Source organism: Rahnella sp. BCC 1045 (assembly GCF_019049615.1).
Taxonomy (GTDB): Bacteria; Pseudomonadota; Gammaproteobacteria; order Enterobacterales; family Enterobacteriaceae; genus Rahnella; species Rahnella contaminans.
In genome coordinates, this window is record NZ_JAFMOZ010000130.1 from 23,096 (window position 1) to 43,975 (window position 20,880).

Here is a 20,880-nt window from a genome sequence, read left to right on the forward strand (position 1 = left end):
GCACTACGCAATCGGTGCGGACTGTCGCGGTTTTAGGGATTTTCGCAGTAAATTAGCCGTGAGCGCCAGCAGGAAAAACAGCGCCTGAATCAGCACAATTGTCGGCCCCGTCGCGGCATCAATATAAAAGCTGATAAACGTGCCTGACACTGCAGCGGAAAGTGACACCGTCACTGCAATCATTACCATTTTCGGCAATGTTTTACACAGCAGAAATGCGGTAATACCCGGTGTGATCAGCATCGCCACCACCAGCACCACGCCGACCGCCTGAAGCGCCGCGACAATGGTCATCGCCAGCATGCACAGCAACGCGTAGTGGTAAAAACGAACCGGTAACCCGATGACTTTGGCCTGAACCGGGTCAAAGCAAAACAGCACCAAATCCTTAAATCTGAACAGGATAGCCAGCGTCACCACTGCCGCGATAATCAGCGTTTGCAGCATTTCGCTGTCCGTTACGCCGAGTACGTTGCCAAACAAAATATGGCTGAGATGCTGCCCGGTGTTCACCCGCGAGAAAAGCACCAGCCCGGCGGCGAACATTCCGGAAAACACAATGCCCATCACTGAATCTTCTTTTACCCGGCAATGCTCTTTAATAAAACCGGTGGCGACGGCGCAGAAAAGCCCGGAACCAAACGCCCCGATGGCCAGCGGAATACCCGCCAGATAGGCCAGCACCACGCCCGGTAAAACGGCGTGAGAAATGGCGTCGCCCATCAGCGACCAGCCTTTCAGCACCAGAAAACAGGAAAAAATCGCACAGACGATACTGGTCGCCGCCGCGGTCAGCAGCGCGCGCTGCATAAATTCGAAGCCCATCGGCTCAAGCAAAACATCCAGCCAGCTCATCATGCGCGGCTCCTGCGGAGCCGGAAGTGATTAACCAGCCAGCCGTGTTTCGGCGCAAACAGAAACGCCAGCAGGAAGACGACGGTTTGCAGGCAGACAATAACGCCACCGGTCGCGCCATCCAGGTAATAACTCAGCCACGCGCCCGCCGCACTGGTGACCGCGCCAATAATCACCGAAATAATCAGCAAATGTGAGAAGCGGTCAGAGAGCAGATACGCCGTCGCGCCGGGGGTAATCACCATCGCGATCACCAGAATCGCGCCGACGGTTTGCAATGCGGCCACGCTGCACGCGCTGAAAATGGTGAAGAAAATGATTTTCAGCTTCAGCGGAGAAAGCCCGACCGACACGGCGTGCGCTTCATCGAAGAAGACCGCCAGCAGATCCCGCCAGATAACGCACAGCACCACCAGCGAAATGCCAACGATGATCTGCACCTGCAAAATATCCGCGTCATCGATGCCTAAAATATTGCCGAACAGGATCGACTGGACGTTGACCGACGTCGGGTTAAGCGACACCAGCAGCAGGCCGAGTGCGAAGAACGTGGAAAAGACGAAACCAATAATCGCGTCTTCTCGCAGTTTGGTGAAATGGCGCAGCAGCGTCATGGAAAGCGCGGCCAGAATGCCGGTGCCGAAAGCACCGACGGCATAAGGGAATCCAAGCGCATACGCGCCCGCCACGCCCGGAACGACCGAATGGGATAAGGCATCCCCCATCAGCGACCAGCCTTTGAGCATCAGATACGCCGACAAAAATGCGCACACCGCGCCCACGCCCGCGCTGACCCAGATGGCTTTGACCATGTAATTATACTGAAACGGCTCAAGCAGCAGTTCGGTCATACCACCCGCCTTACCGCTGTCTCCGGCAGGCTCTCTTTCTGCACTAAATAGCCGATATTGCGCAGTGCGCCGCCAAAGGTGTTTTCCAGATTCTGATGCGTAAACGTGGCTTCCAGCTCACCGGCGGCCATCACCGTCCGGTTGATAAGCACCACGCGATCGCAGAAATCCGGCACGCTGGCGATATTGTGCGTGGACACCAGAATCAGATGCCCTTCCTCACGCAACTGGCGCAGAAGTTCGATAATGGCATTTTCCGTTTTGATATCCACGCCGGTAAAAGGCTCATCAAGCAGCAGAACGCGCCCCTGCTGAGCCAGCGCGCGCGCGAGAAAAACACGTTTTTTCTGGCCGCCGGACAGCTCACCAATCTGACGATGCGCCAGATCGGTCAGCCCGACACGCGCCAGCGCCGACGCGACCTGATCTTTATCTTCCTGCGAGGGAATACGCAGAAACGACATTTTGCCGTAACGCCCCATCATCACCACGTCACGCACCAGTACCGGAAAATTCCAGTCCACTTCTTCGGACTGCGGCACGTAAGCGATCAGATTCTGCTTCAGCGCTTTAGCGACGTTCAGGCCATCCAGCGTCACGCTGCCGTGCGTCGGCCGGATAATGCCCATAATGGTTTTGAATAACGTGGATTTGCCGCTGCCGTTAACGCCCAGCAGCGCGCAAATCGAGCCGCCGTGCAGCGTAAAACTCGCGTCTTCAATGGCGGTGTGACCGTTGCTGTAGGTCACGGTGACATCATCAACCCTGAGGTGAAGCCGCGAGTCATTCATTGCCCGAACCCTTGCGCAATCGTGCCGACCGTCACTTTCAGCAAATCAATATACGTGGGCACCGGGCCGTCCGCGGCGGACAGCGAATCGACATACAACACGCCGCCATATTTCGCGCCGGTTTCCTTGCTGACCTGTTTCGCCGGTTTATCCGAAATCGTACTTTCGCTGAAAACTACCGGGATATTTTGCTGACGCACCAAATCAATCAACTTTTTCACCTGCTGCGGCGTGCCCTGCTCTTCGGCGTTGATCGGCCACAGATACGCTTCTTTAAGATCGTAATCTTTCGCCAGATAACTGAATGCGCCCTCGCTGGTCACCAGCCAGCGCTGACCGGCCGGGATTTTCGCCAGACGTTCGCGCAGCGGCGCATCAAGCTGCATGATTTTCTGCGAATAATCTTTGGCATTGCGGTCGTAGGTCGCGGCGTTTTCCGGATCATATTTCACCAGCGCGGCGCGGATATTCTCGACGTAGACCAGTGCGTTTTTCGCGGACATCCAGGCGTGCGGATTCGGGTTACCGAGATACGGCCCTTCCTGAATTGGCATTGGCGTAATGCCGTCCGTGACCGTCGCCGATGGCACATCTTTGATATTGGCAAAAAAGCGCCCGAACCAGCGTTCGAGGTTAAAACCGTTCCACAGAATCAGATCCGCAGACTGCGTTTTGACGATATCGCGCGGCGTCGGCTGATAATCGTGGATCTCCGCGCCCGGCTTGGTGATCGACTCTACGGTCGCCGCATCTCCGGCGACGTTCTGCGCGATGTCCTGGATCACCGTGAAGGTCGTCACCACTTTGAACTTTTTTTTGTCTTTCTCTGCCGCCGTCGCATTTCCGGTGATCAGCGCAACAATCATACCGATCAGCATCAGACGCAAACGAAACGGTGAATAACTGAATAATTTTAAGAGGCTCTGTCCATTTCCCATCAACGTTCTCCTGTGAAACACCACAACAACCGGCGGTTTATTATTCAGGTATAGCACAGGCTATACTCCATAGCCAAGGCAAAGTTTTCAGAAATTGGTAGATGTGTGCACTTGGTTTACAATGCACGGATTGCTGCGGTGAGCGCGGCTGCGGTGGAAAACCGTTGAGCAAGAAAGAGGCAGGCGTAGTGAAAGATAAAAAAATAAATCCATTACTGGATGTGGAAGAACACGCTCAGGGTTTTTTACAGGTGCGCGAGGCGCATCGCCGCGAATTAATGGACGATTACGTTGAGCTGATTTCAGACTTAATTCATGAATTTGGTGAAGCAAGACAGGTCGATCTGGCCGCACGTCTGGGCGTTTCGCAGCCGACGGTGGCGAAAACGCTGAAACGTCTGGCTAACGCCGGGCTGGTTCATCAGCTGCCGTATCGCGGCACTTTCCTCACGCCGGAAGGTGAGAAACTGGCGGCGGAAAACCGCGAACGTCATAACGTCGTTGAAGCCTTTTTCATCGCGTTGGGCATCAGCGCAGAAACGGCGCGCCTTGATGCGGAAGGTGTGGAACATCATGTCAGCGACGAAACGCTGGCCGCTTTCCGGCGCTTTACCGCAAGCCAGGAAATCAGCGCGAAAAAGTGACTTTTTGGCCCGTCTGCGCAGGGCAGCGGGCAGTTCGTCAACAAACGTATCTCCCTGAATTTTTTATACACAATTACACCCAAACTCTTGTCACATTCCCCCAGTTCTCCTGCCAACCTTTTACACCCCTGAAGCGTATCTTTAGCCTCAGGAGTGGTGTCATTTTTTCCGCTCCGTGCATCCGGTCAATGTGCTTCGAGGTGGTTATGAAAAGGCTGTTGTTGTTGATGCTTACCGCTGGCGCGCTGATGTCAGCCAGCTCTGCGTCTTTCGCCTATGGGTATTACGGTCATGGCTATTACGGCCGCGGCTGGTATGGCGGACCGCGTGTTGTTGTCGGTATTCCCTGGGGCCCGCCGCCGCCGGTGTATTACGGGCCACCGCCGGTTGTCTATGTTGCGCCTGCGCAACCGCAGACTTACGTCGAGAAAACACCAAATTATGCTTACTACTGCCAGAATCCGGCGGGATATTACCCGCAAGTTCCACGCTGTGCGCGCGGCTGGATGAAGGTCGTTGTGGGTGATTCCGCTCCACGTTAACAGGCGATAATGTCATGAACAGGTTTACTCCGCTGGCGGTTATCACCCTGGCCGCAGCGCTTTCCGGCTGCGTATCTCCCCCGACCCGCCCGGACGTAATGGTTTTACCGGGTACGGGAAAGGATTATCAGCAGTTTCAGAGGGATGAAATGTCCTGCCGGAATGCGGCCTACGCCAGCGTGAACGGCGGTGCACAAACGGCCAATAATACTGCGGTGAATACTGCGGCGGCAGGCACCGCGGTCGGTGCCGCAGCCGGTGCTTTGCTGGGCGCGGCGTCACATCAGGCGGGTGCTGGCGCGCTGATTGGCGCAGGCAGCGGGCTGCTAATCGGCAGCGCGATGGGCAATAACAGTGCCGGTGCCAGCAGCGGCGATTTGCAGGATCAGTACGATACGGTTTACACCCAGTGCATGTACGCCAAAGGCAACAAAGTGCCGGTGGACGCCAGCTACAGCGACCGTCAGGACTCTGCGCCGCAAAGCCCGGTACCGCCGGATTACTATCCGTCTCAGCCGGGCGACAACGGCGTTCCGCCTGATTACGTTCAGTAAACACTAAGCAATAACACAGGCAATAAAAAAAGGCTGCCGTAATCTGCGGCAGCCTTTTCGTTTTAACCGGATTTAGCGCCGGTTTGCGTCAGTCATGCGAACGGCGGACGCGCATTGAATACATCGTCAATCACCTCAAGTACCCCCTCGTTTTCATGGGAAGGCGCGCGATATTTCGCTGCGGCTTTTGCCGGGGCGGACGCATTCTCCATCGCAAAACCGTAGCCTGCGTAACTCAACATTTCCAGGTCATTACCGCTGTCACCGAACGCCAGCACTTCATCATCACGGATACCGTAAATCTGCTGGATTTTGCGCAGCCCGCTGGCTTTATGATTCCCGGCGATAATCAGGTCAACGGATCCATGTCCGCTGGTCACCGGCGCGACAATCCCGCCGAGCTGTTCTGTGATTTCCCCCATCAGCGGGTAAACGTCGTCTTCCACGTAGCTCAGCGCGAATTTGAAAATCGTATCGCTGATTTCTGCATAACTTTGCACTTTGGTCAGACGATGATAGTAGCGACGCATCCGGCTGATAAATGCTTCGGGCGTGCCTTCCAGCACATACGCGCCCAGCCTGCCGCAGACAATCGTGTTGATCCCCGGCGTGCGGCTGATCCAGTCCAGCACCAGCGTGACCTGTTCAGGTTCAAGCTTGCCGCAGTAGATTTCCTGCTTTTTATCGACGACGTAACCGCCGCCTTCCGCCACGTAAGCGATCTCTTCATCGATGTCATCAAAGAAGGATTTCAGCTGGTAATACTGGTTACCGCTCGCGACGACAAACTTGATACCGCGCTCCAGCATTTGCGCATACTGCCCGCGAAAACGGGCTTTGTTATATTCACCATTCTGATCCAGGAAAGTGCCATCCATGTCGACGGCAATAAGTTTTACGGCCATTACAGCTCCTTACAGGGTCGGATTTGAAACAATCATCATAAACAAAAAAAGGCTGGCGGGGTTCTGCACACCAGCTGGCAAGATGCCACTCAGTTATAAACTTTTATTAATCAGCCTGATATTTTAATTTGTACGCGCCGAACGTCACGATCAGGAATGCGGCAGCGACGGCGGAAAACGCCACGTACAAACTCGACAGGTGCGCGACAAAACCAATCAGCGCCGGACCACCCAAAATTCCGAGATACCCGAGCGTTGCGACAAACGCCACTGACATGTTCACCGGCATCACTTTTTCCTGACCGGCCAGCGTGATAAGCACCGGCGCAATGTTTGCCGCACCAATCCCGACCAGCGCAAAACCGCAAACCGGCAGGAACCAGCCCGGCAGCAGGATCACCATCAGATAACCGGCAATCCCGAGAATTCCGCCCATCACCAGAACGCGTTTACGGCCCAGCGCGCTGACAATCGCGTCGCCGGTCAGGCGCATCACGGACATCGCAATGGCAAACACCGCAAATCCCCATCCCGCATGTTCAAGCGCCAGCCCGCGCTCGCGGGTCAGGAAAACGCCGCCCCAGTCGAGCACTGCGCCTTCCGCCATAAAGCAAATCATCGCCATAACCGCCATCAGGATCAGACGGAAATTAGGCCGTGCTTTAGCTTTACCTTCGTGCGAGCTTTCCTCGTGCGCCCCGAACGGCAGCAGGCTGCGCCACGAAAACGCCGTCCCCAAAATCACCAGCACGATGGCGAAAAATGTGCTGCCCACCGGCGTGATACCGGCGCTGAGCAACAACGCACCGCCACCCGCGCCCGCAATCCCGCCGACGCTCCACAGACAGTGAAATCCCGACATCAGCGGTTTATCCGCGGCCTGTTCAACCATCGTGCCCTGCACATTGACCGCCACATCCGCCAGCCCGATGCCCATGCCGAAAATGAACAGACTCAGCGCCATCAGCCGGATATCGCTGAATGTCGCCAGCAGCGGCATCATCAGACAATACATCACCACGGCGGCGAGGATCACCGCGCGGCAACCGAATCGGCCGATGATCCGGCCGGAGCCTAACATCGACAACAACGATCCTGCGCCGAGACACAACAGCAGCATACCGAGCGCACCGGCTTCGGAATGCGTTCGCAGCTGCGCGTAGGGCACCAGCGCGCCCCACAATCCCATCGCCATGCCGGTGACAAAAAATATCATCCGCGTAGCCACACGGCGGCCCGGTGCGCCGACCCACTCAGCGGGTTTTTCTAATTCAGGTGACAGTGACAAAGTGCGCTCCTGTGCCGTACTGGATAGTTATTAAAAGACTTTTAATAAGTGCGCAGTATATTGATCAGGACAACGCAAAGTCAACGCCTGAGGCGCGATTAGTTTCCGAAAGCGATATGCAGGTTGTAGTTATTCAGCGTGAGTTCAGTGATGCCTTGCAGATAGTCCTGCCGCATCGACGGGCGATAAATCAGCGCGGGCATATGCTGCGCGGGAATATGCTCCTGACAGCGTTGGGTAAGTTCGGGGATCAGCGCATCGCTGATTTTCGGGCCGGAGAGCGCAATTGTCGCCGGGTTGATAATGGCACTGAGCGAGACAATGACCTTGGCCATTTCTTCCGCCACAGGCAGCTTATCGAGATCTTTATACGGCAGGTTCGACACCTCGCCCGCAAACTGACTGGCGCCCTGCAACACCTGCCCGTTGATGACCATTCCGCAGCCGAGGCAAGGCACGTCAGGCTTGAAAATGTAGGCTACCGGCGCGGTTTCTCCCGCGCAGCTGCTGCGGTAAAAACCATAGGCGGTGTAGTTCATGTCGTTGTCAGCCTGCACGTAGATACCGAATTTTTCGCGCAGCTGTTGTTCGATATCCACACCGGCGAACGCGCTGATATCACAGGTCGCCACGCGCCCTTTCACCACCACGCCCGGCAGGCCGATACCGAGGGCTTTAATGTTCGGGTAATCCGCCAGCAACCCCGCAATCTGCTGATAAAACGTTTCCAGGCTGAGCGGCAGAAAGCGCACTTCGCCCTGCGCCAGGCTCGCGCCCGTGGCCGAATTCACCGACCAGATAATCTGCGCCGCCGCATCGCTGCCCTGCGCATAGAGACTCAGCACGGAGAAATAATCGGGGTTATACGCGTAACGCTGCGCAGGCCGCCCGCCGCGGGATTCTTCCAGCTCAAGCGCCAGCACTTCACGCGTCAGACGTAATTCATTAAGCACCGCGCCGCAGGTCGCAATACTCAGCCCCGTTTGCGCCGCCACTTCCGCTTTGGTCGCCGAGCCCAGTGATTTCAACGCCTGAGTGACCAGCACCACGTTATTGATCTTCATTTCGCGGGTTGTACGGTTTTGCGGGGTAATCATGGTGCCTCGGGATGCGGGGAATTTGAGGGTAATTTAGCACAAAATCAGGGCGCGGACTTTTGGCCGATAAAACTCAGAGGGGGAAGTGTTTAGAAGGAGGAAGTATCCGGAGGCAAGTCACCTCCGGATGACGGATTACAGCACCTTACTCAAGAACTCGCGGGTACGCGGATTGGTTGGTGCGGTGAAAAGCTGCGCTGGCGGCCCTTCTTCCTGGATCACACCCTGATCAATAAACACCACGCGATCGGCCACTTCACGGGCAAAGCCCATTTCGTGGGTCACGATCACCATCGTCATGCCTTCGAGCGCCAGCTGTTTCATAACGGCCAGCACTTCGCCGACCAGCTCGGGGTCGAGCGCAGATGTCGGTTCGTCGAACAAAATGATCGAAGGTTCCATCGCCAGCGCCCGGGCGATCGCCACACGCTGCTGCTGACCGCCGGAAAGGCTGGAAGGCCAGGCGTCGATTTTGTCGATCAGCCCGACTTTTTGCAGCAGCTTCTCAGCACGTGAAACCGCTTCGGCTTTCGACAACCCTTTCAGCGACATCGGCGCCATAATCAGGTTTTCCAGCACCGTCATGTGCGGAAACAGATTAAAGCGCTGGAACACCATTCCGACGCCGGAACGCAGCGTATTCAGATTGGTTTTCGGGTCATGAACCGCGAAACCGTTCACCACTACTTCGCCGCCGTTCGGTTTTTCCAGCGCGTTCAGGCAACGCAGGAAGGTACTTTTCCCCGAACCGGACGGGCCGATGATGCACACCACTTCTTTCTCTGCGATATCACACGAGATGCCGCGCAAAACGTGGGTTTCACCGAACTGTTTCTGTAAATCCTTAACGTGAATCACTTTTGCCAAACCTCTTTTCCATGTGTTGAACCAGCAGCGAGAGCAGGAAAGTCAGAACCCAGTACACCAGCGAAATCGTCAGGTAGGGTTCCCAGTAGGTGGCGTAAGCGCCGGAAACAGTTCGCGCCGCGTAAGCCAGATCGGCCAGGCCGATGGCGGACGCCAGCGAAGAATCTTTCACAATCGCAATCGCGTTATTGCCCAGCGGCGGCAGAATACGACGAAACGCCTGCGGCAAAATCACTTTGCGCATCGTTTTGCCCCAGCCCATCCCTAATGCACGTGACGCTTCCATCTGGCCGTTATCAATCGACTGGATCCCGGCGCGGAAAATTTCGGAAACGTAAGCGCCCGCGTTCAGCGTAATCGCGACGACACAGGATAAAAACGCGCCGTAATCGGAGCGTAACGCACGGGCGAAATCCGAAGACATCAGGCCGTTGGTCACTAAAATCCCGTCACGCGGATTGATGAACAGCGGAACCAGCGCGAAGTGAACCACCATAATCTGCACAAACAGCGGTGTCCCGCGAAATGCGCTGACGTAAATGCGCACCGGCCATTGCACGGCGAAGCGCAGAACATATTTCCACGGGCCGTCGTCGGCGCGGGCCATGCGTCCGAGGCCGAGCAGCAGGCCCCAGGTGGTGCCTAAAATGACGCAAATGAGGGTGCATTTGATGGTCATCAGCGCGCCCTGTACAAACAGCGGCGCATATTCTGAGATTATCTCCCAGCGAAATCCGGTCATACCTGTCCTTGTTCAGGGGCGCTTTCACGCCCCTGCATATCAATATTTTTCTGGGGGGATTTATTGCGCTGGCAGCGTTGGCACGTTCTTATCAAACCAGGTTTCGTAGATTTTTGCGTAGGTGCCGTCAGCCACGATTTTCTTCAGACCGGCGTTGATTTTACCCAACAATTCCGTGTTGTCTTTGGCGACCGCAATGCCGAAATACTGACGTTCGAACTTGCTGTCCGGCACCAGTTTCAGGGCTTTTTCAGGATGGGATTTGATGTAGTACTTCACCACGCCGACGTCGCCAACCGCTGCGCCAATGCCGTCTTCCGCCAGTTCCTGCAACATCAGCGGCGTGTTATCAAAACGTTTGATGTCCGTGCTGTTTTTGCCCAGTGCGTCAGATACCACGATGTCGCCGGTGCTGGAGTTCACTACGCCGACTTTCAGGCCTTTCAGCGCAGCAACGGAATCCACTTTGGAATCCGCAGGCACCACGATGGATTGTTCTGCCGGGAAATACGGCGCAGAGAAATCGACCATCGCTTTACGTTTGTCGGTAATGGTGATGCCGGAAATAATGATGTCACGATCACCGGAATTCAGGGTGGCGAAAATCCCTTCCCACGGCGTATTGACCAGTTTGATGTCAAAATCTTCCGCTTTAGCGATAGCTTTGATGATGTCGATATCAAAACCTTCCAGCTGTTTCTGGCTGTTTTCATATTCGAAAGGGCGATACGTGCCGCCGGAACCGACCACATATGTGGTCTGCGCGGCGTAGGCGGAAGTGATTAAGGAAGAAAGCAGGCACCCGGTGAGAACTAAAGACTTGAACATGGACACTCCTGTGTGTTTGTTATTTTATGCAGATAATTTGCATAAAAATACACAAATTGACGAAGCGCTTCAACCGAAAATTTGGTGAGGGTGACAGACAGATAAGAAGAATCCTCCGAGTTCCCCGCGGCGACATTCATCTCAATCCTGAGATCGGGTATATTGGTACGCAGATCACAAAAATCCCTTAAAGGAAGACGTCGCACTATGAGTTATCGTTTCACCCTGGCCGCCGTTGCGGCCGTTTTCGCACTCACAGGATGCGCAAACACCAAAACCGCTGAAAAACCGGCGTTCGATCTCGGTTCCACGCGTCTGACCGTCACACACGTTCCGACCAAAACTGACGATGGCACCCAGATTTACGTCACCATTGATGGCAAAGATGCCGGTGCGCTGGGGCTTGGCGAAAGCGTGGAAGTGCAGCTTCCGGAAGGTAAACATCAGGTCGGCGGTTATGCCCGTTCACTGATCGGACGCGTGACTATTGCGCCTGTCGATGTGACAACGTCACGCAACGATATCAGCCATGTGACCTATTCCGTTGCGAATCTCAAGCCGACATTCCTGGTTCGCGCGACAACCCCGATCCCGAAACCTAAGTCAGAGTCGGTGCCGTTAGAACCGATCCCGGCCCTGCCAACGCAAATTGAGGCACCGGCAACGGACGTTCAGGCGCAAACCACAACGCCAGCGGCGGCATCAGCAACGACGCCAGCAGAAACTACAGCACCTGTAGCAGCAACCGCAACAGCAACGCCAGCCACTACAACGCCGGCGACGACAACCAAAACCGAAACCACTACAACGCCGGCTGCGGCAACCACGACTCCGTCTACCACCACGCAGACTGAAACCACGACTACACCGGCAACCCAGACCACTACGCAGTCTGTGCCTGTCACCACGTTGCAGTCGCAGACGGATACCACGACGTCATCGCCTCAGGCAGCTAACATCACTGAACTTCAGGATCCGCAGAGCTAAACTGTTCTGCTTTCCGCACGGCCCGTTTCCGGATTTCATCCCCGGAAACGGGCCGTTTGCTTTTAGAATTTCACCACCGCACCCAGCTCAATCAACCGGTTTGGCGGAATATGATAATGTTCCGGCGCACGCAGGGAGTTACGTTGTAACACCTGGAACAGTTTCCCCCGCGCTTTGAGATACCAAGGACGCGGATCGCCCAGCACAAACGTATCCCGCGACATAAAGAACGACGTTTCATTCATCGTACACTTCAGCCCTTCCAGCCCGCAGCGGTACAAAATATCAGTGACATTAGGTTTTTCCCGCCAGCCGTAACTGGCGATAACACGCCAGAATGACGGCGAAAGCTGCTCAATCGTTACACGCCGGACGTTGTGCACGTACGGCACATCTTCCGTGGCGACCGTCAGTAACACCACGCGCTCATGCAATATCTTGTTATGTTTCAGATTATGCAGCAGCACCAGCGGCACTTCATATTGCCCGCGTGACATCACCACGGCGGTACCGGGTACACGTTTCGGCGGCGATTTTTCCAGTGACACAATCAGCGCTTCGAGCGCTTCCGGATCCTGACGTAAACGCCTCAGCAGGCGATTACGTTCAGTTTTCCAGGTGAGCATAATCAGCAGAATCGTCAGGCCGATCACCACCGGCAGCCAGCCGCCGGAGAACAGTTTGACCAGATTCGCGGCAAATAACGGCACATCAATCAGTAGCATGACCGCCATCATCAGGCCGCCCACCCCGCTTTTCCAGCCCCAGTTTTTCACCATCACAATGCCTATCAGCAGTGAAGTAATGACCATCGTACCCGTCACCACAATGCCGTAAGCAGACGCCAGATTGCTGGAGTGTTTGAAGCTGAGGATGGCAATCAGCACCGCGAAATAGAGCAGCCAGTTGACGACCGGAATATAGATCTGCCCCGACTCTTCATCAGAGGTGTAGATGATGCGCATCGGCGGCAGATACCCCATCCGCACGGCCTGACGCGTCAGGGAGAATACGCCCGAAATCACCGCCTGCGAGGCAATCACCGTCGCCAGCGTCGCCAGTATCAGCAGCGGGATCAGCGCCCAGCCGGGTGCCAGCAGGAAAAACGGATTCTGGATGGCGTCAGGTTTGCTGAGTAACAGCGCACCCTGCCCGAAATAGTTCATCACCAGCGATGGCCCGACCAGAATAAACCACGCAATGCGGATCGGCTTTTTACCGAAATGCCCCATGTCAGCGTACAGCGCCTCCCCGCCGGTCACGGACAGCACCACCATGCCGAGCGCGAAAAACGAAACGGTTTTGTATTCCGCAAAGAAGTGCACCGCCCAGTACGGGTTCAGTGCGTGCAAGACCTGCGGATTACGCAAGATCCCGCTGAGGCCCAGCACGCCAATCGTGACAAACCACAGCACCATTACCGGCGCAAAGATTTTCCCGACGCTGCCGGTGCCATTTTTCTGAATGAAAAACAGCAGCGTCAGAACGGCAATGGAAAACGGAATGATAAAACGATCGAGGGAAGGCTCGATGATTTCCAGCCCTTCAATGGCGGAAAGCACCGAAATCGCCGGGGTAATGACGCCGTCGCCGTAGAAGAAACTGCCGCCCACCAGCCCGAGAAACATGATAAGTGGCACCCATCGCGGGCTCAGATTGCGCACGGCCAGCGACATCAGGGTGAGAATTCCCCCTTCGCCGTCGTTGTCGGCGCGCATCACAAAACTGATGTATTTGACCGAAACGACCAGCATCAGCAGCCAGAAGATCAGCGACAGAAAGCCGAACAGAGAGCTCTGTGTCAGGGTGATGCCCGCCTGGCCGGTCAGGCATTCCCGCAGGGTATATAACGGGCTGGTACCGATGTCGCCATACACGACACCAATACAGGCCACAGTCACAGTAAGCAGTGATGATTTCTTTTTTATATGTGTCATAAGTGGCTTCGCGATGTCTCAGGACAACCTTTGTTGTCCCATTTTCAGAGTATAGCTGCTGCCACCTGTTCGCCGCCTCAACAACCCTCATTTTCTTTACATAAAAGAAACATTTAACGCACAAAGCCTTTTACAATCGCAATAAAATTATCGCGGACAGAATCGTCATAGCGCGGGTCCCAGGCGATGCCCACCTGCCAGCGGGTTGCTCCCCCCGAAAGCGGCACAATATTCAACCCCGGTGGCGCGATATGCACCACGCTTTGCGGCAACAGGGCCACGCCGGTACCGGCAATAATCAGCGCGACAATCGTCTGAATATCTTCCACCTGCTGCGTGGCGCCCGGAAATATGTGCTGCTCGTGCAGGAACAGCGTCGTCTGCGTATCCAGGCCGCCGCCGCGCGCCGGGTACAAACGCAGCAACGGGAATTTTTGCAGCCAGTCTTCGATGCTCAGGCCAGTATTCTCCGGCGTGACCAGCACCAGATTATCGTCAAACAGGCTGTGATAACTGAGCGGTTTCGCCGGTGGCACACGGACAAACCCGACCTGCAACGCCCCGCTTTGCAGCATGTCGTATTGCTGCGCCGAGGGCAGATCTTCGAGCGTGATGTCAACGCCGGGATACTGCGCCCGGAACTGCGCAATACATTCCGGCGCAAAATAAAAACTGGACAGCCCGAAACCTGCCGCCAGAAAACCTTCGCGCCCTTTCGCCACCTGTTCTGCGTGATGCAAAAACAGCTCCGCCTGCGCGACGACTTTTTTCGCTTCCGGCAACAGCCGCTGCCCGCCCGCCGTCAGCGCGGTGCCGTGGCGGCCACGCGTAAACAGCGCCAGGTTTACCCGGGATTCCAGCAGATTGATCTGTTTGGTGAGCGCAGGTTGCGATATCGCCAGCGCCTCTGCTGCCAGGGCGTAATTTCCTTTTTCTGCCAGCACCACGAACGCCTTGAGCAGTCGCGTATTCATATTTTGCATTCCGTTTGGTTATCAAAAATGAAAAACAATTCATTATAAAGTTATCAGCCGGATTGCTGTAATGCCAGCGAAAGTCACCCTTTGTGACCCTTTACGGAGAACGGCGATGAGCGAAGTCACGGCAGTAAAATCGATAAAAACGGCAGTGGTTCAGTTTCAGCATCAGGCCAGCAATAAGGCTTATAACCTGTTGATTATGGAGAAATACATTGAACAGGCCGCCGCGCAGGGTGTGAAGATCCTGGCCTTCCCGGAAATGTGCATCACCGGTTACTGGCACGTGCCGGGTCTTTCGGCGGAAGAAGTGAATGCGCTGGCTGAAGCGGTTGAAACCAGCCCGTCGCTGGCACTTATCAAGGCGCTGGCGGCGAAAAATCAGATGCTGATTGGCGCGGGCCTTATCGAACGCGCGACAGATGGCCGGATTTATAACACCTACGTGGCCTGCATGCCGGACGGTTCTTATCACGCGCACCGCAAACTTCACGCGTTTGAACATCCTGCGTTTAGCTGCGGTGACGGTTTTACCGTTTTTGATACGCCGTGGGGCGTGAAGGTGGGGATCCTGATTTGCTGGGACAATAATCTGGTGGAAAACGTACGCGCGACCACGCTGCTTGGCGCGGATATCCTGCTGGCACCGCATCAGACCGGCGGCACCCATTCGCGCAGCCCGCACGGCATGAAACCCATTCCGCTGGAATTGTGGGAACAACGTGCGCAACGAAAGGAAGAAATCACCGCCGCGTTTAAAGGGGAAAGTGGCCGCGGATGGATCCTGCGCTGGTTGCCATCGCGTGCGCATGATAACGGACTGTTCATTTTATTCAGCAACGGCGTGGGCGCCGATGCGGATGAAGTCCGCACCGGCAACGCGATGATCCTCGACCCCTATGGCCGGATCATCAGCGAAACCTGGGTTGCCGCTGACGCCATGGTCAGCGCCGAACTGGATTTAACGCTGATCCCCCTGAGTTCGGGCCGCCGCTGGATCTACGGCCGACGCCCGGAATTGTATTCCATTCTCACCGAGCGTCAGGGCTACGAGCGCGACGCCATCACCGCACGTTTTTCCGAGGAAGCGACGGGGCCGGCATCGCGTAAAGTTTAACGTGTCATAGCGTAATGATTGTGGAAGCCGGTGATGTGCAAGTCCCGGCATTCATTCTTTCACCGTGTTTATTCAGCCGCCTGCAGACTGCGCCTCACCCGCTGAGAATTACTGAATCCCCCCCTCAGAACCTAACGGATTAGGATTACAGGCTTTTTTGCCCCTCTGCGGATGAATTTCAGGCCAAATGAAGCCTTTTCATACAAATATAGCCAAGGCTAACATTCTTAACCAACACTATAACTAGTTGAATATTATGGTTTTTTTATTTTGTTTTTTGTGGCAGACTGCGCGCTTCTGATGATAACCCGCCTTTTTGTCACCAAAGGCATGACCGGTCCGTTTTTATGCAACTTTATACTATCCTCATTCTGGCTTTTGGTATGTCTATGGATGCCTTCGCGGCGGCTATCGGCAAAGGTGCCGCGTTGCACCGTCCCCCGCTGAAAGAGGCACTGCGTACCGGATTAATTTTTGGCGTGATTGAAGCCATAACGCCGGTGATCGGCTGGGCTATCGGGCTGGCGGCCAGCCAGTTTATTATGAGCTGGGATCACTGGGTGGCGTTCACCCTGCTGCTGGTTCTGGGGATCCGTATGATTTCCGAAGCCTTCAAAAAAGATAAGGCCGAAGAAGTTGAAGCGCCGCGCCGTCACGGTTTCTGGCTGCTGGTGACCACCGCAATTGCCACCAGTCTGGATGCGATGGCCGTCGGTGTCGGGCTGGCATTCCTGCAAGTGAATATTCTGGTGATGGCGCTGACGATTGGCGCGGCGACCACCATTATGGCAACCTCCGGCATGCTGCTGGGCCGTTTTCTCGGCGCGGCCATCGGGAAATGGGCCGAAGTGCTGGGCGGTATCGTGCTGATTGGCATCGGTACGTCGATTCTGGTCGAGCATTTAGGTTTGCTGAGCTGACGTGAATTACGGTAGCTTTACGGGAAATGGTTCAGCCAATCCGACAGGAGCACCGTAATGCCACATATTGATTTGAAATTTTATCCGCGCGGGCTTTCAGAAGAAGCGACGCAAAAACTGGTCGATGACCTTTCCGCCGTGCTGATTAATCATCTGGGGACGACGGACAAAGCCATCTCCGTGATGTTGACGGAAGTTCAGCCAGAGGCGTGGAAAAGCGATGTGTATGATCCGGTCATCAGACCGGCATTAGATCAGATGGCGAAAAAACCCGGTTATACCCTGTAATCTCCTTCACTGCGTCATCCCCCATTTGAAGACCCCGTCACGGCTAACGTGACGGGGTCACTTTTTAGCACTCATTACTTTTAGCGCTAATTACAGTGTTCCCGTCCCGCCGTCAGAACACCAGACCTGTCCGGAGGAATAGCTGCTTTCCGGCGATGCAAACGCGACATACAGCGCCGCGATTTCCGCAGGCTGGCCGGGGCGCCCCAGCGGTGCCTGCTCGCCAAATTTTTCAACTTTCTCCTGCGGCTGCCCCCCCGAGGTTTGCAGAACCGTCCAGTACGGGCCGGGCGCGACAGCATTCACACGAATTCCGTCAGGCGCAAGCTGCTTGGCGAGCGATTTCGTAAACGCCACGATTGAAGCTTTGGTTTGCGAATAGTCGAGCAGATTCTCACTCGGCAAAAATGCCTGAACCGAGGTCGTGTTGATCACCGAGCTGCCGCGCGGAAGATAATCCAGCGCCGCTTTGGTTATCCAGAACATCGCGTAAACGTTGGTTTTAAACGTCGCGTCAAACGCCTCAGTCGTGAGATCTTTAATCGAATTGCAGAACTGCTGACGCCCGGCGTTATTCACCAGAAGATCCAGCCCGCCGAGCTGTTCCGCGGCTTCTTTTACCAGCCTCTGACAAAACTGCTCATCACGGATATCCCCCGGGATCGCAATAATCTTGCGCCCTTCACTGCGCAGTAAATCGACGACTTCCCGGGCATCCGGTTCTTCTTCCGGCAAATAGTTAATCGCGACATCAGCGCCTTCACGGGCAAATGCAATCGCGACAGCGCGGCCAATACCCGAATCACCGCCGGTCACCAGTGCCTTGCGGCCTTCAAGCCTGGAACTCCCCTGATAAGAGGTTTCACCGTGATCCGGAACCGGGACCATTTTGCTCGCCAGACCCGGGAACGGCTGTTTCTGCCTTTCAAAAGGGGGCTTTGGATACGCATCCACATGTGGCTGATTGAGGGACGGAGGAAGGGGTTTGTGACTGCTCATGATGGCTCCTTAAACTAAAAACGTAGTATTAAGGGTAGAACACCTCAGCCTGCCCGAGGTGTGTTACGGACAGTTCCGAGTTGAGGCCGGCAAGCATTGAGAGGAAATCAGGTGAACGTCATCGCCCCGCGTCCCTTCTTTTCGTAACGTCGTGATGATCTGAAAAATTCCGGCAACCGTAATTCAGACGCCAACCATCACCGCTGGCGCCGTAAAGATATGAACGCAGATATCCTCATCCAGCCTGATAGTGCTTTTTTGCTTTCAAATCACGCCCCTTCTGGAGAGCGACGTCCATTTCGCAAAATTCGAAGATTCACGGTACCCGACCTTTCACTGAGTGGGGATCAGGCTTTTGGGTGCTTCAGCGTCAGCGGTTAACCTCTCTCAGCTTTTCGGATAAGCCACATGATAGCCGTCGGTGTTGTCCGGCGGGGTCACCGGCACGATATGCGCAAAACCCGGTTCGCCGAAATGCATACCTGCCACCAGCAGTTTTTCGCGGGCGACCTGCGCCATGATGGTTTTACGGGTGTTTTCCGCCTGAACGGGATCGCAGTCAAAGGCGATGGAAACGCCGGGTTGCGCGGACTGAATGTGCGGGAAATGCACGATGTCGCCCCAAATCAGCAGGCTTTGATTGCCCGAATCAATGCGGTATCCGCTGTGCCCCGGCGTATGACCGGGCAGCCAGACGGAACGAATGCCTTTCACAATCTCCGCGCCATCAAGAAACTTCAGCTTCGCCGCGTAAGCCGTCAGCATCCGGCGCGCCAGCAAGAAATTACGCTGCCGGTGCTCCGCGACCTGCATCATTTTGCTGTCATCGCGCCAGTATTGGGCTTCGAGCGGGTGAATATGAATTTCTGCATTGGGATAAACCGGTTGCCCCTGCGCGTCCAGCAGCCCGCCGATGTGGTCCGGGTGCGCGTGCGTCAGCAGAACCGTATCGATATCTTCGGGAGCCACGCCCGCAGACCGCAGATTTTCACCGAGCTTTCCGCCGGAATTATTCAGCCCGCCGGTGCCGGAATCGACCAGAAGGGTGCGCCCCGGCCCGCGGATCAGGTAACAATTGATATGAATATTGCCGGGCTCTGCCAGCCCGGCGTCACGTTGTATTTTCGCGGCATCTGCCGTCTCAATGCCGGACAACAGATCCAGGCTTGCCGCCATGTTTCCGTCGCTCAGGGCCGTTACAGTAAAATCCCCAATCTGGCGGGACGCAAAAGACGGATTGTTCATAATCACCTCAGGTTAATTACGTGCATGAGGCTGCAACATTGTGGTTTAGCAACTCATAAGCCTTTGATGTGTTTGATCGCCAGCTGGAGCGCCGAGTTCGGCTCACCGTGGAAATCTAACGCCTCTTCCTGCGCACGTTCGAGACAAAAAACAATGCGCCTGCGGCTGACTTCCTCACAGTTCTGAGCAAGCATCAAACAACATTCACCCACCATCCTGCAGGCCTCTTCAAAAATCTGACCGGACTCTCGCATAGCAAACTCCATCACGCCTGAAAATAAAATACTGTTTTTAGGTTAACGGCATAATTTGATAAAAGTTTGTTTTTTTTACCGAACCTTTACTCAAATTTTCTGAGTTCGCGGACGGCGGGCAAGGCTAAATCAGAACATCACCGGCAACCCGAGCCCGCGTTTTACCTGCACCAGCGTTTGCTGCGTGACGTTTTGCGCCTGTTCGCTGCCGTGGCGCAGCAACGCCAGCAACTGACCTTTGTCCTGAATAAACGCATTCCTGCGGCTGCGGATCGGCGCGAGCAGGGCTTGCAGACAGCCTTCCAGTTCGTCCTTACAAGCCCGGTCGCCTAATCCTCCGCGCAAATAATGCGCTTTCATCGCGCTGACTTTTTCTGCGTCCGGGTGGAATGCGTCCAGATAGCTGAACACCACGTTGCCATCGACCTGACCCGGATCGTTAACCCGCAGGTGATTCGGATCGGTATACATCGCACAGACCGCCTGATGTATGTCTTCTTCGCTGGCGGAAAGCGTCAGCGTATTGCCAAGGGATTTCGACATTTTGGCCTTGCCGTCGATGCCCGGCAGACGCCCCGTTTTGCTCAGCAGCGCCTGACAATGGCGCAGCAACGGCTGACCCGTCAGGCTGTTCATCTTGTGGACGATTTCATTGGTCTGCTCAATCATCGGTAACTGGTCATCGCCGACGGGAATTAAATCCGCCTGAAACGCCGTGATATCCGCCGCCTGGCTGATCGGGTAGGTCATAAAACCGACCGGCAGCGAACGGGAAAAACCCTTCTGAGTAATTTCACTTTTCACGGTCGGGTTACGCTCGACACGCGCCACGGTCACGATGTTCATGTACAGCAGGGTGAGTTCGGCCAGCGCGGGCAATGCAGATTGCAGGCAGACCACCGTTTTGGTGGGGTCGATGCCCACCGCCAGGTAATCCGCCATCACTTCGGGAATATTACCGGCGACTTTTTGCGGGGAATTGCCGTTGTCGGTCAGCCCCTGAAGATCGGCGATCAAAATGTATTGCTGATTATCGTGTTGCAGCGCCACCCGCTGGCGCAGGGAGCCAGCAAAGTGGCCTAAATGCAGCTGACCGGTAGGACGGTCGCCGGTAAGAATGGTTTTTGCGTTATTCATGAGAGTTCCTTTTTGGTTTTTTACGCCGGAAAGGAGTCTGATAAACAACAAAGCCGCCTTCCGGCGGCTTTGTGAACAGATACAGGAATTCAGCCGCCTTTAGAGTGGCAGCCACCA

23 protein-coding genes are annotated in these 20,880 nt (G+C 55.3%); 7 read left to right on the forward strand and 16 right to left on the reverse strand.

From position 1 onward, the window contains the following. Positions 1 to 3 precede the first annotated feature (3 nt). Genes J1782_RS14640 through J1782_RS14655 form a run of 4 tightly spaced genes read right to left on the reverse strand, consistent with a single transcriptional unit; the run spans position 4 to position 3,435 of the window. On the reverse strand, positions 4 to 858 hold the full coding sequence (locus tag J1782_RS14640; protein ID WP_152323857.1) for a metal ABC transporter permease: 855 nt from the start codon (positions 856 to 858) through the stop codon (positions 4 to 6). Further along, a complete protein-coding gene (locus J1782_RS14645; RefSeq protein WP_152323856.1) occupies positions 855 to 1,706 on the reverse strand; it encodes a metal ABC transporter permease in 852 nt (283 codons plus the stop codon). Before J1782_RS14645 ends, J1782_RS14640 begins: the two co-directional genes overlap by 4 nt. After that, complete coding sequence (locus tag J1782_RS14650; RefSeq protein ID WP_217153399.1) at positions 1,703 to 2,497, reverse strand: metal ABC transporter ATP-binding protein; 795 nt, start codon at positions 2,495 to 2,497, stop codon at positions 1,703 to 1,705. The genes J1782_RS14645 and J1782_RS14650 overlap by 4 nt, the downstream gene beginning before the upstream one ends. Then, on the reverse strand, positions 2,494 to 3,435 hold the full coding sequence (locus tag J1782_RS14655; RefSeq protein WP_152323854.1) for a metal ABC transporter substrate-binding protein: 942 nt from the start codon (positions 3,433 to 3,435) through the stop codon (positions 2,494 to 2,496). Before J1782_RS14655 ends, J1782_RS14650 begins: the two co-directional genes overlap by 4 nt. 188 nt (positions 3,436 to 3,623) lie before the next feature. Here J1782_RS14655 and mntR point away from each other — a divergent pair, with 188 nt between their 5' ends. The 3 genes from mntR (at position 3,624) to J1782_RS14670 (ending at position 5,175) form a co-directional block, all read left to right on the forward strand. After that, positions 3,624 to 4,079, forward strand: coding sequence for a manganese-binding transcriptional regulator MntR (gene mntR, locus J1782_RS14660; protein ID WP_152323961.1), 456 nt, complete (start codon positions 3,624 to 3,626; stop codon positions 4,077 to 4,079). A 206-nt stretch (positions 4,080 to 4,285) separates the two neighbouring features. Next, positions 4,286 to 4,621 carry a hypothetical protein gene (locus J1782_RS14665; RefSeq protein WP_165060311.1) on the forward strand — a complete coding sequence of 112 codons (336 nt, stop codon included), beginning with the start codon at positions 4,286 to 4,288 and terminating at the stop codon, positions 4,619 to 4,621. Between the two features lie 14 nt (positions 4,622 to 4,635). Further along, positions 4,636 to 5,175, forward strand: coding sequence for a glycine zipper family protein (locus J1782_RS14670; protein ID WP_217153400.1), 540 nt, complete (start codon positions 4,636 to 4,638; stop codon positions 5,173 to 5,175). A 92-nt stretch (positions 5,176 to 5,267) separates the two neighbouring features. Here the strand turns inward: J1782_RS14670 and J1782_RS14675 are convergent, their stop codons facing one another. The 6 genes from J1782_RS14675 to J1782_RS14700 form a co-directional block, all read right to left on the reverse strand. Continuing rightward, positions 5,268 to 6,080: a Cof-type HAD-IIB family hydrolase gene (locus J1782_RS14675; RefSeq protein ID WP_217153401.1), complete on the reverse strand. Its 813-nt coding sequence runs from the start codon at positions 6,078 to 6,080 to the stop codon at positions 5,268 to 5,270. A 106-nt stretch (positions 6,081 to 6,186) separates the two neighbouring features. After that, positions 6,187 to 7,368, reverse strand: coding sequence for an MFS transporter (locus J1782_RS14680; RefSeq protein ID WP_371819786.1), 1,182 nt, complete (start codon positions 7,366 to 7,368; stop codon positions 6,187 to 6,189). Between the two features lie 98 nt (positions 7,369 to 7,466). Further along, positions 7,467 to 8,465: an ROK family protein gene (locus J1782_RS14685; RefSeq protein WP_217153402.1), complete on the reverse strand. Its 999-nt coding sequence runs from the start codon at positions 8,463 to 8,465 to the stop codon at positions 7,467 to 7,469. A gap of 135 nt (positions 8,466 to 8,600) precedes the next feature. Continuing rightward, on the reverse strand, positions 8,601 to 9,323 hold the full coding sequence (locus J1782_RS14690) for an amino acid ABC transporter ATP-binding protein (RefSeq protein ID WP_165060580.1): 723 nt from the start codon (positions 9,321 to 9,323) through the stop codon (positions 8,601 to 8,603). Beyond that, a complete protein-coding gene (locus tag J1782_RS14695; RefSeq protein WP_152323849.1) occupies positions 9,310 to 10,074 on the reverse strand; it encodes an amino acid ABC transporter permease in 765 nt (254 codons plus the stop codon). The genes J1782_RS14690 and J1782_RS14695 overlap by 14 nt, the downstream gene beginning before the upstream one ends. A gap of 60 nt (positions 10,075 to 10,134) precedes the next feature. Further along, positions 10,135 to 10,902 carry a basic amino acid ABC transporter substrate-binding protein gene (locus J1782_RS14700; protein ID WP_165060300.1) on the reverse strand — a complete coding sequence of 256 codons (768 nt, stop codon included), beginning with the start codon at positions 10,900 to 10,902 and terminating at the stop codon, positions 10,135 to 10,137. Between the two features lie 207 nt (positions 10,903 to 11,109). Here J1782_RS14700 and J1782_RS14705 point away from each other — a divergent pair, with 207 nt between their 5' ends. Beyond that, positions 11,110 to 11,889 (forward strand): hypothetical protein, encoded by a 780-nt coding sequence (locus J1782_RS14705; protein ID WP_235937407.1) that lies wholly within the window; start codon positions 11,110 to 11,112, stop codon positions 11,887 to 11,889. Between the two features lie 62 nt (positions 11,890 to 11,951). Here the strand turns inward: J1782_RS14705 and kup are convergent, their stop codons facing one another. Both kup and J1782_RS14715 read right to left on the reverse strand, forming a co-directional pair. After that, positions 11,952 to 13,826 carry a low affinity potassium transporter Kup gene (gene kup, locus J1782_RS14710; RefSeq protein ID WP_217153403.1) on the reverse strand — a complete coding sequence of 625 codons (1,875 nt, stop codon included), beginning with the start codon at positions 13,824 to 13,826 and terminating at the stop codon, positions 11,952 to 11,954. Positions 13,827 to 13,939: 113 nt separating this feature from the next. After that, positions 13,940 to 14,800, reverse strand: coding sequence for a LysR family transcriptional regulator (locus tag J1782_RS14715; protein ID WP_217153404.1), 861 nt, complete (start codon positions 14,798 to 14,800; stop codon positions 13,940 to 13,942). A 115-nt stretch (positions 14,801 to 14,915) separates the two neighbouring features. Between J1782_RS14715 and J1782_RS14720 the strand changes: the two genes are divergently transcribed. The 3 genes from J1782_RS14720 to pptA all read left to right on the forward strand — a co-directional run bounded on the left by J1782_RS14720 (position 14,916) and on the right by pptA (position 17,128). Beyond that, positions 14,916 to 15,920 carry a nitrilase family protein gene (locus tag J1782_RS14720; RefSeq protein WP_152323845.1) on the forward strand — a complete coding sequence of 335 codons (1,005 nt, stop codon included), beginning with the start codon at positions 14,916 to 14,918 and terminating at the stop codon, positions 15,918 to 15,920. Between the two features lie 347 nt (positions 15,921 to 16,267). Further along, positions 16,268 to 16,840 carry a manganese efflux pump MntP gene (mntP, locus tag J1782_RS14725; protein WP_152323844.1) on the forward strand — a complete coding sequence of 191 codons (573 nt, stop codon included), beginning with the start codon at positions 16,268 to 16,270 and terminating at the stop codon, positions 16,838 to 16,840. A gap of 57 nt (positions 16,841 to 16,897) precedes the next feature. Beyond that, on the forward strand, positions 16,898 to 17,128 hold the full coding sequence (pptA, locus tag J1782_RS14730; protein ID WP_152323843.1) for a tautomerase PptA: 231 nt from the start codon (positions 16,898 to 16,900) through the stop codon (positions 17,126 to 17,128). 90 nt (positions 17,129 to 17,218) lie between these two features. Here the strand turns inward: pptA and J1782_RS14735 are convergent, their stop codons facing one another. From J1782_RS14735 to trpS, 4 genes are all read right to left on the reverse strand, one after another. Beyond that, on the reverse strand, positions 17,219 to 18,127 hold the full coding sequence (locus J1782_RS14735; protein ID WP_208950780.1) for an SDR family oxidoreductase: 909 nt from the start codon (positions 18,125 to 18,127) through the stop codon (positions 17,219 to 17,221). A 387-nt stretch (positions 18,128 to 18,514) separates the two neighbouring features. After that, complete coding sequence (locus J1782_RS14740; protein ID WP_217153405.1) at positions 18,515 to 19,372, reverse strand: MBL fold metallo-hydrolase; 858 nt, start codon at positions 19,370 to 19,372, stop codon at positions 18,515 to 18,517. Positions 19,373 to 19,425: 53 nt separating this feature from the next. Next, positions 19,426 to 19,626, reverse strand: a complete 201-nt coding sequence (locus J1782_RS14745; RefSeq protein WP_104925015.1) for a hypothetical protein — start codon at positions 19,624 to 19,626, stop codon at positions 19,426 to 19,428. A 129-nt stretch (positions 19,627 to 19,755) separates the two neighbouring features. After that, on the reverse strand, positions 19,756 to 20,763 hold the full coding sequence (gene trpS / locus J1782_RS14750; protein ID WP_165060288.1) for a tryptophan--tRNA ligase: 1,008 nt from the start codon (positions 20,761 to 20,763) through the stop codon (positions 19,756 to 19,758). Positions 20,764 to 20,880: the final 117 nt, after the last annotated feature.